Raw genomic sequence first — 12,883 nt, forward strand, 5'->3', positions numbered from 1 at the left:
TCGCAGGGTTCCACACGCTAGACCATAAACACGATGAGCGCCCCGGCCACCACCAGCAGCAGCCGCACGCCTACCGCCCGGCGTGCGATCACGCCGAAGGAGATGGCCGCCAGGCCGACGCCGATCTTGAGCATGTCGAACACCGCCGCCCCAGGGGCTGACGCCAGCTGGATCACCTCGGGGTTGGCCACCATGGCCAGCGGAATCAGATAGAGCCCGATGCCAAGCGCCATGGCCTTGAAGGCCACCCTGAGCCAGCTCTCCCCGACCATGCCGGCGGCGATAAAGACCCCACCACAGACCGGCGGCGTGATGGTCGAGAGCAGCGCGAACCAGAACACGAAGAGGTGCGCCAGCAGCGGCTCGAGCCCCAGCGAGATCAACGCCGGACCGGCGACCGAGACGCAGATCACATAGGCCGCCGTGGTGGGCACCTCCATCCCCAGCACCAGGCAGGCCAAGGCGGTCAGCAGCAGCGCCGGCCACAGCATGTCGTTGGACAGTGCCAGGATCCCCGAGGTGATCTTGACCCCCAGCCCCGTCATCGCCAGCACACCGATCACCAGCGACGCACAGATGATGATGGAGCCGATCACCGCCACCTGACGGCCCGCCGTGACCAGCGCCTCCGCCAGACGAGCGGCGAAACCGCGCAGCGAAAAGCTCAGGGAGACGTCGAGGAAGAGCAGTGCCAGGCCGGCGAAGATCGCCAGGCTGGCCGCGTACTGGGGCGTGTAGCCGCCCACGAAGATGCGCTCCAGCAGGGTCACGAAGGGGACGGCGAAGAACAGCGAGGTAATCAATACCTCGCGTCCCGCGGGGCGGTCCTTCTCGGCCAGCGGCTTGAGGTCGTGGCGTGTCGCGTAGGCGTTGATGCCCACCCACACGGTGGCAAAGTAGAGAATCGCCGGCAGCATCGCCGCCGCCATGATCTGTGTGTAGGGGGTACCGGTGAGCTCCACCATCACGAAGGCCCCGGCCCCCATCAACGGTGGCATGATCTGCCCGCCGGAGGAGGCGACCGCCTCCACCCCGCCCGCCAGGGAGCGAGGATAGCCCAGGCGCACCATGCCGGGAATGGTGATGGCCCCGGTCGAGGCCACGTTGGCCGAGGCCGAACCGGAGATCGACCCCATCAGGGCCGAGGAGATCACCGACACCTTGGCGGCCCCGCCGGTCAGGCGACCCGCCATGGCACCGGCAAGATTCATGAAGCCACGCCCCGCCTCGCCGGCATTGAGCACCGCACCGAAGATCACGAAGATGGCCACCACACCGACGCTGACCCCGGTCAGCGAGCCCCATAGCCCCCCTTCGGAGATCGTCAGGGTGCCCATGAAGCTCGGCAGCGGCATCCCGGGGTGGCCGAACTGGCCGGGTATCAGGTCACCGAACAGCCCATAGAGCAGCGCCACGAGTGCCACCAGCGGCAACGGCCAGCCGATGGCGCGGCGCGCCGCTTCCAGCGCCAGCAACACCAGGAAGGCACCGATGACCATCTGCAGCGGAGTATCGATAAACCCATACTGCTGCAACAGGGCGTCGTGGTTGACGACGATAAATCCGCAGGCGGCCACCCCCAGCCCGGTCAGCACCCAGCCGCTGGCGCGCTCGAAGGGCGTGCGGGCCATGAAGATCAGGATCCAGGGCAGCGCCAGGGCCATGTGGATCGGTCGACTGATCAGCGCCGGTGCCAACCCATAGAAGATCAGCCCCAGATGGAAGATGACGCTGACGGCACCGAGGATCACCCAGGCCGGAGACGGACGCGCCGACGTGGCATCGCCGGCCACGGCCGGCGATGGAGTTGATGATGGGGTTGATGAATGAGTATGTGACATCAGCGCAGCTCGTCGGGAACCTCGATACCGGCCTCATCGTAGTAGCGCAGGGCCCCCGGGTGGAGGGTGCCGGCGATATTGCCGACCATGTCGTGGGTGATGCTGCCCCACCAGGCGGCCTCCTCCGCCATGGCATCACGGCGCTCCCAGAAGGTGCGGGTCAAGGCATAGGCGGTATCGTCATCCATGGCACTGGTGGTGTAGGCGATCACCGGCAGTGAGGTCGTCTCCACGTCCTCATCGACCCCGGCATAGGTGCCCGCCGGGATGGTCTGACGCGCCGCTCCGGTCTCTTCGATCTGCTCATCGCTCAGCGTGACCAGGCTGATCGGCATGCTGGCCGCCGTCTCGATCACATTGGGGGTGGGGAAGGAGCTGGCGGTCACGAAGGCGTCGATCTGGCCATTCTTCAGGGCGTCCGGGCCGCTGCCGATGCTGGCATTGGCAACCTCCACCTTGTCGATCAGCTCGAACAGTTCCAGGTAGCGCTGAGCCTCACGTGCCCCGAAGGTGCCCTGGCCGATAAGGATCTCCTTGCCTTCCAGGGCATCGAGATCAACAACGCCCCCACCACTGCCCTGCTCATCGGCCAGCACGAAGTGCATGGTAATGGCCGGGATCGGAAACAGGCCGCGAATTTCCGCGAAGCGTGGGTTCTGTCGCTTGGCGAAGGGGCCGGTCCCCTCCAGGGCACGCGTCACCAGCCCCGGCGGGGTGGTGAACACATAGTTGCCCTGACGCGCCATCACCTCCATGACGTTCTGTACCGAGCCTTGGCTCTCCTCGAGGGTCACCACCACGTCACCATCGGTGCCCTCGCGAATGGCCTCGGCCAGCTCGACACCCATCTGATAATAGGCGGTACCGACGGACGCCGACTTGTAGGTCACACGGGTTTCGGCCTGGGCATGGAGGGCCATGGCGCCCATCAGGATCGCCGTGGTGGAGGCCAGCAGGGTACGGGTAAAGCGGGGCATCGTTATCTCCCAGGGTGGTCCAGCATTCATCATGTTGTGACTGTTTAATTCAGCAATCACTATAATGCCGTTCGCCCACCCGAGGAACCATCCCCCATGTTGACATACCGTGTAGCCCTGCTGGGCGCCGCCGGCGGCATCGGGAGCGCGATTGCCGACCATCTGCTCGCTGCCGGCCACCGGGTCTGGCTACTGGACCTTCCCGACCGCCGTGCTGCCCTCGAGGAGCTCACCACACGCTGGCCCGGCCAGGCACGCTATCTGGGCTGTGACCTGTGTGACCCCGACACCCTAACCACCGCCTTCGCGACAATCGCCGAACAGGCTGGTGGCCTGGATGCCTGCATCAACGCCGCGGGTGTGATCCACCGCGCCGGCTTTACCGACACCTCGCGCGACGAGCTGGAGCGGGTCATGGCGATCAATGTCAGCGGCCCCTTCCAGGCGCTGCAGCACGCGGTCGCCCTGATGCAGAACGGCGGGCGCATCGTCAATGTGGCCTCGGCCCACGGCCTGCGCACCGGAAGCGAGCGCAGCGCCTACGCCATGAGCAAGGGCGCCATCCTGGCCCTGACCCGAGCGCTGGCGGTCGAGCTGGGTCCCCGCGGCATTCTGGTCAATGCACTCGCCCCCGGACCGGTCAGCGCCGGCATGCAGGATGCCAGTTCCGAATCCAGGAGCCGCTGGCAGGCCGCCACGCCGCTGGGCCGGGTGGCCCTGGCCGATGAGGTGGCACGCGCCGTGGCCTTCCTGGTCTCGGCCGAGAATACCTTTATCTCCGGCGACACCCTGATCATCGACGGCGGTGCCACGGCGGCGATCTAGCGTTACCCGTTGAGACGCCACGGGTAGCCCCTTGTCACGAATAACCCCGGAATCGGCACCGTTACCGTTTCCGGGGTTCTGGGGATTATTGCTTATGTCGCCTGCGCAACCGGATCAGCCGAACACCACTCTCGCCACATCCTTGTAGCGCTTGGCGAAGTGCACGGTGACGCCCTCCTTGAGGTGCTCGGGCAGCTCGTCATAGTCGCGGCGGTTGGCATCGGGCAGGATGACCTCGAAGATACCGCTGCGCCGGGCGGCGATCACCTTCTCGCGGATACCACCCACCGGCAGCACATGCCCCGTCAGCGTCAGCTCCCCGGTCATCGCCAGATTGCGATCGATGGCCTGATGCTTGGCCAGCGACAACAGCGCGGTGGTCATGGCCACCCCCGCCGAGGGGCCATCCTTGGGCGTGGCACCCTCCGGCACGTGCAGGTGAACGAAGGCCGAGTCGAAGAAGTCGGCGTCGGCGCCATACTCGGTCAGATGGCCCAGCACATAGCTGTAGGCGATATTGGCCGACTCCTGCATCACGTCACCGAGCTTGCCGGTCAGCTTGAAGCCACGGTCCAGGGCGTGAACCTTGCCCGCCTCGATGGGCAGGGTGGCGCCCCCCATGGAGGTCCAGGCCAGGCCGGTGACCACCCCCTCGCCGCCGAGCACCTGCTCCTTGCGAAACAGCGGCGCCCCAAGATACTCCTCGAGGTTCTTGACCGATACCTTGACCGTCTGCTGGTCGCTCTCCAGCAGCGTGACCGCCGCCTTGCGCACGATGCGGTGCAGCTGCTTCTCGAGCTGGCGCACCCCGGCTTCCCGGGCATAGCCCTCGATCACCTGACGCAGCGCCGCCGCGGTGAGGTTGATACGCTTCTTGGGGATGTTGTTGCGCTTGAGCAGCTTCGGCCACAGGTGATTCCGGGCGATGGCCACCTTCTCCTCGGCGATATAGCCTGAGAGGCGGATCTGCTCCATGCGGTCGATCAGCGCCGGCGGAATCGAATCCGGGGTATTGGCGGTGCAGACGAAGAGCACCTTGGAGAGGTCCAGGCGCACGTCCAGGTAGTGATCGAGGAAGTCGACGTTCTGCTCCGGGTCGAGCACCTCGAGCAGCGCCGAGGCGGGGTCGCCCTGGAAGGACTGACCCATCTTGTCGATCTCGTCGAGCATGATCACCGGATTCTCGACCTCGACCTCCTTGAGGGCCTGGGCCAGCTTGCCGGGCATGGCGCCGACATAGGTACGCCGATGCCCCTTGATCTCCGCCTCGTCGCGCATGCCACCTACCGAGAAGCGGTAGAACTCGCGCCCCAGGGCGTCGGCGATGGAGCGGCCGACGGAGGTCTTGCCCACCCCGGGTGGCCCCACCAGCAGCACGATGGAGCCGCCCACGTCGCCCTTGAAGGTACCCTCGGCGAGGAACTCGACGATGCGCTCCTTGACGTCGGCCAGGCCGTCGTGATCGCGGTCGAGCACCTTGCGCGCATGGGCCAGGTCGAGCTGGTCCTGGCTACGCACTCCCCACGGCATGCTGGTCAGCCAATCGAGGTAGTTGCGGGTGGTGCCATACTCCGGCGAACCGGTCTCGAGCATGGCCAGCTTGTCGAGCTCCTCCTCGATGCGGGTCAGCACCTTGGGCGGCACCACCAGGCTCTCCAGGCGGTCGCGGAAGGTGTCGACGTCGCTCTCGCGGTCATCCTTGGAGATGCCCAGCTCCCGCTGGATCACCTTGAGCTGCTCGCGCAGGAAGAACTCGCGCTGGCGCTCCTGCATCTGGGCATTGACCTGGTCGCTGATCTCGCTCTGCAGCTGGGCGACCTCGATCTCCTTGCGCAGCAGCGGCAGCACCTTCTGCATGCGGGCGAGCACCGGCAGGGTCGCCAGCACGTCCTGCAGCTCGTACCCCTTGGCCGAAGTGATGGCGGCGGCGAAGTCGGTGAGCGGACCCGGTTCGTGGGGGCTGAAGCGATTGAGGTAGTGCTTGAGCTCCTCGCCATAGAGCGGGTTGATCGGCAACAGCTCCTTGATGCCGTTGATCAACGACATGGCGTAGGCTCGGGCCTCATCCGCCTCCGCATCCACCGGCTCCCGCGGGTAGCTCACCTCCACCAGATAGGGTGGCTCCCGGGAGATCCAGCGCTGGATCCTGAAGCGCTGCAGGCCCTGGGCGATGAACTGCAGCTGGTCCTCCTCGCCCTGCAGCTTGTGCATCTTGACCGCGGTGCCGATCTCGGGGAAATCGCCATCGGCCATGCCTTCCGAGGCGCCCTCCCCAACGAAGGCGAGGCCCACGGTATGGTGAGGGGTCTTGGCGACACGCTCGATCGTCTCGTCCCAGCGCTCGCGATTGATGACCAGCGGCTGCACCTGGGCGGGAAAGAAGGGGCGATTATGGATGGGCAGCAGATAGATTCGCTCGGGCAACGCCTCGCGGGCCGGCACGACGGAGTGCTTGGTGTCACCCTGCGTTTCACCGAGGTCGAGATCCTCGTCCTGCCCGTGGTGAATCCACTCCGGCTCATCCGTATCGTGGCGGTCCTGTTCATCGCTCATGGTGTCTCCCTGTCCAAGCGGTTGGGCTTATGCCAATGCTGTTAGGCTAATGTTCTTAAGCCAGTATTCTTAAGCCAATGCTCTTAGGGATGCGGGCGACGAGCGGGAACTTCAAGCCTGACGACCCGCCGTCAGCGCCGGAGCGGCGGCAGCGGGCGGCCATTGACGCGCACCTTGCCGCGAATAACGTCCACCACCAGCTCCTGGGTACTCAACGGCAGGCCCAACCACAGGGTCACCACGGTAGGGACATCACGCCAGACGAAGTCGCCGTCGAGGCGGCGGCGCCAATGCGCCTGCTCCTCGGGGTCATCGAGGCGAGCCACCCTGAGCTCATCGAGATGTCGTGGGTCGAAGATCAGCACCCCCTCCCCCTGGACGGAAACACCGAGCATGGGGCTGTCGAGATCCACCCTGCTGATATCCAGACGCGGCGAGTCCTGCAGCAGGGCCTTGAACTCCGGCTCCAGCCGTTCGATCAATTCACGCGGGGTGTAGCGATGAGCCTGCATGACCTCTTCGCGCAGCCGGCTGAGCAGCGTTCGCAGGGCCTCGGCATGCAGACGCGAGAGCTGCGCCTCCACACGGCCGGTCAGCAGCACCTGCTCTTCGGCCACCAGCTCCCCCAGGACAAGCTCACCCTCGATGCGCAGCTCGCTGTCATCGAGTTCCATGCGGCTTCGATAGTCCAGCTCGCTGCCATCGAGCACCAGTCCCGGCTGACGCCAGGTAAGCTGGTCAAGATGCAGCAGGTCATGCTGGGTGAAGTGGTAGGCACCCGCGGTGTAGGCGTAGCGGCTCTCGAGGCTCGAAGGTCCCGCCTCCAGGGTGGTGTCGCCATCACTGAGGCGCAGCGGCTTGAGCCTGGCACGCAGCCACCAGTCGCCATACTCGCCACCGAAGGTCACCTGACCGCCCTGGAAGTCGAGCTCGCGCTCCTGCTGATGAATCACGAAGGGCGACAGTCCGATACTGCCCTCGAGTGTCCCTCCCAGAGTCTGATAGCGGGCATGCCAGCGGGGTGCCGAGGATGGCAGGGCGTCGCCGAACAGGCGCTGCTGCTCCGGCCCCAGGGTAGGGTGAAGCTCGCCATCCAGCCGGGTGCTGAGCACCCCGTGGCGGGCAGAGTAGGTGAAGGCGAGCTGCCAGTCATCCCCCAGCAGCGGGGCGATCGCAACGCGTCCCGACGAGGAGAGCCAGCCACGCTCAACGGCGACACGCTCGACCACCAGCTCACCGCGCGCCTCCAGGTCGCTCAACATGCGCACCAGCTCGCGTTCGAAGAGCAGCGAGGCGGCATACTGGGCCACGGCCCAGAGCGACGCCAGCCCTACCACCAGTGGCACGATGAGTCGTTCCTTGCGCATGGTGACTCCCTTCCCTGCGGCACCCCGGCAGCCGACACCACCGCGATACCAATCTAGGCTCTGGTTTTAGGGTCTAGTGTAGCCAGAACCAAAGGTGCATAAGGCTGCCGGCGAAGATGCCGGCGAGAACATCGTCGATCATGATGCCGAAGCCGCCGGCCACACGACGATCGGCCCAGCGAATGGGGAATGGCTTGATCACGTCGAAGACCCGGAAGATCAGGAACCCCCAGAGCGCCGACTCCCACGAGAAGGGAATGGCCGCCATGGTGATCCAGTAGCCCACGAACTCGTCCCAGACGATGCCCGAATGGTCGTGGACACCGAGGTCGCGGGAGGTCTTCTCGCAGAGCCATACGCCCCAGACAAAGGCGATGATGACGACGCCCCAGTACCAGGAGAGCGATAGCTCGGAGAGCAGCCAGTAGAAAGGGATGGCCGCCAGGGTGCCGAAGGTACCCGGCGCCCAGGGCACGGCGCCGCTGCCGAGGCCGAAGGCCAGAAAGTGCGATGGACGATGCCAGACACTGGACGGGGCTCGATTCATGGTTTGCCTCCCCGGCCAGCACCGTGGAAATGCTGCCAGCCGGTGCGCTGGGTCGCCGTCACACCACTCACGCCGGCGACTTCTGTGAGCCGACCGACCACCGTGAGGGGGAGTGACAGCCCCGCCAGTCGTGACCGGGCCTCCTCCAGCTGCTCGGGGGGCAGGCTCACCAACAGCTCATAATCGTCGCCACCGGTCAGGGCCGCCTGTTGTGCGCCCTCCTCGCCCAGCGCCTCGACCAGTCCCTCGGCCAGCGGCAGGGCCTCGGGCTCGAGGTGTGCGCCGCCTCCGGAGCGCTCGAGGACATGCCCCAGATCGGCAAGCAGCCCGTCGGAGATATCCAGGCCGGCCGTGGCAAGCCCCGCCAGGGCCTGGCCGGCGGCCAGCCGCGGCTTGGGGGTGAGATAGCGCTCAAGCAGCGGGTGTGCAAGGTCACGCTCACCCGCCTGCCAGGCGGCCAGGCCTCCGGCGCCACCGCCCAGGGCCCCGGTCACCGCCAGCAGGTCGCCGGGACGACCCCCGCTCCGGCCGATGGCCACCTCGGGTGACACCTCCCCCATCACGGTGACGCCGATGGCCAGTTGGCCACGGGTGATGTCGCCGCCGGCCAGGCTGGTGCCGGTCTCCTCGCAGAGCGCCAGGAAGCCGCGCGAGAAGCTCTCCAGCCAGGCGTCATCACTCTCCTCGAGAGTGAGCGCCATAAAGCACCAGCGCGGCCTGGCCCCCATGGCGGCCAGATCGGAGAGACTGACCGCCAGGGCGCGATGGCCAACCGCTTCGGGGGGCGCCCCGGGCGGAAAGTGGACCCCGAGCACCGAGGTGTCGACGCTCACCGCCAGCCGCCGGCCCGGGGTGGGGGCCAGCAGCGCACAATCATCGCCCACCCCCAGGGCCACACCGGACTCGGGGCCGGGCGTGGCGGGGGTAAAGTGGCGTGCGATGAGTTCGAATTCGCTGTGCATCCGGTCATCCTTCAGCGGCGGCGGGCGGCTACCTCGGCGCCACGCAGGCGCCCGGCAAGCTTGTCGAGGATGCTGTTGACGTACTTGTGGCCGTCGGTGGCACCGAACGACTTGGCCAGCTCGACCCCCTCGTTGATCGCCACACGATACGGCACCTCCAGGCGGCGCGAGAGCTCGTAGGCGCCCAGGCGCAGGATGGCGAGCTCGATGGCGTCGAGCTCCTCGAGCTTGCGGTCGAGCAGCGGCGCGATGGAGGCATCCAGGTCGGCACGAAAACGCGACACGTTGTGCACCAGCTCATGGAACAGGGCCAGGTCGGCGATCCCCATGACCTTGTGCCAGTTCTCGTGATCCTCGAGGTCATCATCGGCCAGCTGGCTGCGGAACTCCGCCTCCACCGCGCTCATGGACTTGCCGGTCAGCTGCCACTGGTAGAGGCACTGCACCGCCAGCTCGCGGGCGGCACGACGCGACTGCTGCGCCTTGGAAGGCGCGCGTTCGCGGCTCATGCCTCCTCCTCGGCGCCGCCGCCAAGCTGGCGCATCAGCGACACCATCTCCATGGCCGCCATGGCGGCCTCGGCCCCCTTGTTGCCGGCCTTGGTGCCGGAACGCTCGATGGCCTGCTCGATGGAGTTGACGGTAAGCACGCCGTTGGCAATGGGCGTCTCGAACTCCAGCTGCAGAGTCCCCAGGGCCGAATTGCACCCGCCGGCCACATATTCGAAGTGCGGCGTGCCGCCACGGATCACCGCGCCGAGGGCGATGACGGCCTCGGGGCGCGCCGCCTTGAGGACCTGCTTGACCGCCAGCGGCAGCTCCCAGGCACCGGGCACATGGACGATATCGATGTTCTCGGCATCGACGCCATGGCGCACCAGGATGTCAACGGCGCCCTCTACCAGGCTGTCCACCACATGGTGGTTGAAGCGGCCCACCACGATCACATAGCGCCCGTCGACGTCGACGAAGCTGCCTTCCACTTGAGAAATGGGTTCCATGTCGGTTTCCTGCTGAGACTCACTGGCGCGGTCGACCCGCGCCTGGTGTTGAATGGGAATGTTGAACGCGAATGCTGAATGGGTGTGCAGATACAAAATGCTGAAAGGTGGCGTCGGGCGTGCCGCGGGGGCACCGGCTCACTCGCCGGCCGCCCCCTCACCGCCGGCCGACACATCCTCGGGCCCCAGCCGCTCCACCACTTCCAGATCGAAGCCGGATAGCGCCGAGAACTTCCAGGGGGAGCTGAGCAGCCGCATCTGGCCCACGCCCAGGTGGCGCAGGATCTGTGAACCGGTGCCGATGGTCAGGTAGTTGCCGGCACCGTCCGAGTCGCTGGTACGCGGGGCTCGGCGACGCTCGAGGAAGGTATCCAGCTGGTCGCGCAGATCGAGTCCCGGTCGCCCCTGATCGAGCAGCACGAAGACGCCACGCTCGCTGCGAGCCACCTCGGCGATGGCCTGATGCGAGGTCCAGTGACCGCCCTCGCCCTTCTGCAGGCAGAGCAGGTCGCGCAGGGTGTCCGCCAGGTGCACGCGCACCGTGGTCGGCGCCTCTGGACTCGGCCGCCCCTTGACCAGCGCCACATGGTGAGCCCCCTGGATGCTGTCACGGAACACGTGGAGCGTCAGGTCGCCGAAGGCGGTCGACACCTGGGTCTCTTCCACATGATCCACGGTCTGCTCGTTGTGGATGCGGTAGTGGATCAGGTCGGCGATGGTGCCCATCCTGATGCCGTGCTCCTCGGCGAAGCGCTCCAGCTCGGGACGCCGCGCCATGGTGCCATCGTCGTTCATGATCTCGCAGATCACGCCACTGGGGTCGAGCCCGGCCAGGGCGGCCAGGTCACAGGCGGCCTCGGTGTGGCCGGCACGCCGCAGCACGCCACCCGGCTCGGCCATCAGCGGAAAGATATGGCCGGGCTGCACGATATCCTCGGCCTTGGCGTCGTGAGCCACGGCGGCCTGGACGGTGCGGGCACGATCGGCGGCGGAGATGCCGGTGGTGACGCCCTCGGCGGCCTCGATGGAGAGGGTGAACTTGGTGCCGAAGCCCGAGCCATTGTCGTTGACCATCAGCGGCAGCTTGAGCCGTTCGCAGCGGTTGCGGGTCATCGGCAGGCAGATCAGGCCGCGGGCGTGGCGCGCCATGAAGTTGATGTGCTCGGACTGCACCTTCTCGGCGGCCATGATGATGTCGCCTTCGTTTTCACGATCCTCATCATCCATCAGGATCACCATCTTGCCCTGACGGATATCCTCGATCAGGTCCTCGATGGGGGCCAGGCCCCCGGCAGTGGCGTGCACCATGAGATCTCCAGAAATTCTACGCGGCGGGCGTTGCCAAACGACGACGGTCGCGTCGTCCATCGGCGTCGCCTCGCCTCGGAAACGGCGTCAGGGTACCTTGGCGCGGCATCGGGCGCCAGTAAAGTGCACCTTGGCGCGGCAGCGGGCGCCAGTAAAGTGCATCTTGGCGTCGCAGCGGGCACCGCTCAAGGCTTCCCCGGGGATAGGGCCTTCGAGGGGGCGCTGTAAATACCTCCATGTACGCTACCTCGGCCGTCCATGGTCCTCGGACCCCCTCTACAGCCTATCCCCGGCGCCTTTCGCTATTGCAGCACAGCTAACGATGATAGCCCTACCTTGGAGCGGCAGCGGGCGCTACTCCTGCGCCTTGATACGGCGCTTCGGCCTGGCGGTAATGCGCCAATCCTGGCCCACGGCGCGGATATCGAGGATATCCAGGCCGCGCTGATGCGCCATGGTCTCGATACCGGCGAGCTGGAACAGCGGCCGAGCATCGCCGCCGAGCAGAGTCGGTGCCACGAACAGCTGCATCTCGTCGACCAGGCCGGCATCGAGCATGGCGCCGGCCAGGGTCGCCCCGGTCTCGAGCAGTACCTCATTGACCTGCTCGACCTCGGCAAGATGGCGCAACAGGGCCTCGAGGTCGACCCGCCCCTCGCTGCCGGCGGGCAGTGTCAACACCTCCGCCCCGGCACGGGTCAGCCGCTCGACTCGCTCCTCCTCGACCCCCTCCACGGCAACCACCAGGGTGCGCCCTGGCTCGGTAAGACAGGCCGCCGCTTCGGGTAGCCGCAGCTGGCTGTCGACGATCACCCGCAACGGCTGGCGAGCGGCGATGGTGGCGGCATCGTCGAGGCCGAGCTGGTCGGCACGCACGGTGAGTCGCGAATTATCGAAGATCACCGACTCGACACCGGTAAGCACGGCGCTCGAGCGGGCACGCAGCCGCTGCACCTGACGGCGTGCCTCGGGACCGGTGATCCACTGTGACTCGCCGGATGACATGGCGGTACGGCCATCGAGACTCATGGCCATCTTCAGGCGCACGAAGGGGCGGCCATGATCCATGCGCAGGATAAAACCGGGATTGAGCGCCCGTGCCTGGGCCGTCATCACGCCGACCTCCACCGCGATGCCGGCATCACGCAGCAGGGCAACGCCGCGGCCGGCCACCTCCGGATTGGGGTCCTCCATGGCGACCACCACTCGCGCCACACCGGCCTCGATCAACGCCACGGCGCAGGGGCCGGTTCGCCCCTGATGGGAGCAGGGTTCCAGGGTCACGTAGGCGGTGGCGCCGCGGGCCTCCTCGCCGGCATCCAGCAGGGCGTTTACCTCGGCATGGGGCTCACCGGCCCGGGCGTGGTAGCCCTCCCCCACCAGGCGATCGTGCTTGACCAGCACACAGCCCACACGTGGATTGGGGTGTGTCGTGTAGAGGCCACGCCGGGCCAGCTCGAGGGCGCGAGCCATCCAGGCTTCGGAAGGCGTAGGGTGGGCCAT

Annotated in this window: 11 protein-coding genes; 1 reads left to right on the forward strand and 10 read right to left on the reverse strand. The window is 66.7% G+C overall.

Annotated elements, in window-relative coordinates:
- Positions 1-17: 17 nt before the first annotated feature.
- Both RM463_RS14240 and RM463_RS14245 read right to left on the reverse strand, forming a co-directional pair.
- The gene (locus tag RM463_RS14240; protein ID WP_311430360.1) at positions 18-1,841 is read right to left on the reverse strand and encodes a TRAP transporter fused permease subunit; all 1,824 of its coding nucleotides are present in this window, start codon (positions 1,839-1,841) and stop codon (positions 18-20) included.
- Positions 1,841-2,818: a TAXI family TRAP transporter solute-binding subunit gene (locus RM463_RS14245; protein ID WP_311430361.1), complete on the reverse strand. Its 978-nt coding sequence runs from the start codon at positions 2,816-2,818 to the stop codon at positions 1,841-1,843. Before RM463_RS14245 ends, RM463_RS14240 begins: the two co-directional genes overlap by 1 nt.
- Before the next feature lie 96 nt (positions 2,819-2,914).
- On the opposite strand from RM463_RS14245, the gene RM463_RS14250 reads away from it, so the two are divergent.
- Positions 2,915-3,643: an SDR family oxidoreductase gene (locus RM463_RS14250; protein ID WP_311430362.1), complete on the forward strand. Its 729-nt coding sequence runs from the start codon at positions 2,915-2,917 to the stop codon at positions 3,641-3,643.
- Between the two features lie 114 nt (positions 3,644-3,757).
- On the opposite strand, the gene lon is transcribed toward RM463_RS14250, so the two are convergent.
- The 8 genes from lon to ribD all read right to left on the reverse strand — a co-directional run bounded on the left by lon (position 3,758) and on the right by ribD (position 12,883).
- Positions 3,758-6,196 carry an endopeptidase La gene (gene lon, locus RM463_RS14255; RefSeq protein ID WP_311430363.1) on the reverse strand — a complete coding sequence of 813 codons (2,439 nt, stop codon included), beginning with the start codon at positions 6,194-6,196 and terminating at the stop codon, positions 3,758-3,760.
- Positions 6,197-6,327: 131 nt separating this feature from the next.
- Positions 6,328-7,563: a DUF945 family protein gene (locus RM463_RS14260; RefSeq protein ID WP_311430364.1), complete on the reverse strand. Its 1,236-nt coding sequence runs from the start codon at positions 7,561-7,563 to the stop codon at positions 6,328-6,330.
- Positions 7,564-7,636: 73 nt separating this feature from the next.
- Positions 7,637-8,110, reverse strand: coding sequence for a phosphatidylglycerophosphatase A (locus RM463_RS14265; RefSeq protein WP_195688034.1), 474 nt, complete (start codon positions 8,108-8,110; stop codon positions 7,637-7,639).
- Positions 8,107-9,072 (reverse strand): thiamine-phosphate kinase, encoded by a 966-nt coding sequence (thiL, locus tag RM463_RS14270; protein ID WP_311430365.1) that lies wholly within the window; start codon positions 9,070-9,072, stop codon positions 8,107-8,109. The genes RM463_RS14265 and thiL overlap by 4 nt, the downstream gene beginning before the upstream one ends.
- A gap of 11 nt (positions 9,073-9,083) precedes the next feature.
- Positions 9,084-9,581, reverse strand: a complete 498-nt coding sequence (gene nusB, locus RM463_RS14275) for a transcription antitermination factor NusB (protein ID WP_195688036.1) — start codon at positions 9,579-9,581, stop codon at positions 9,084-9,086.
- On the reverse strand, positions 9,578-10,072 hold the full coding sequence (gene ribE, locus RM463_RS14280) for a 6,7-dimethyl-8-ribityllumazine synthase (RefSeq protein WP_195688037.1): 495 nt from the start codon (positions 10,070-10,072) through the stop codon (positions 9,578-9,580). The genes nusB and ribE overlap by 4 nt, the downstream gene beginning before the upstream one ends.
- Positions 10,073-10,210: 138 nt before the next feature.
- Positions 10,211-11,380 carry a bifunctional 3,4-dihydroxy-2-butanone-4-phosphate synthase/GTP cyclohydrolase II gene (gene ribBA, locus RM463_RS14285; RefSeq protein ID WP_195688038.1) on the reverse strand — a complete coding sequence of 390 codons (1,170 nt, stop codon included), beginning with the start codon at positions 11,378-11,380 and terminating at the stop codon, positions 10,211-10,213.
- A 354-nt stretch (positions 11,381-11,734) separates the two neighbouring features.
- Positions 11,735-12,883 (reverse strand): bifunctional diaminohydroxyphosphoribosylaminopyrimidine deaminase/5-amino-6-(5-phosphoribosylamino)uracil reductase RibD, encoded by a 1,149-nt coding sequence (ribD, locus tag RM463_RS14290; protein WP_311430366.1) that lies wholly within the window; start codon positions 12,881-12,883, stop codon positions 11,735-11,737.

Origin of the sequence: Halomonas sp. LES1 (assembly GCF_031846005.1) — a bacterium.
Classification (GTDB): Bacteria; Pseudomonadota; Gammaproteobacteria; order Pseudomonadales; family Halomonadaceae; genus Halomonas.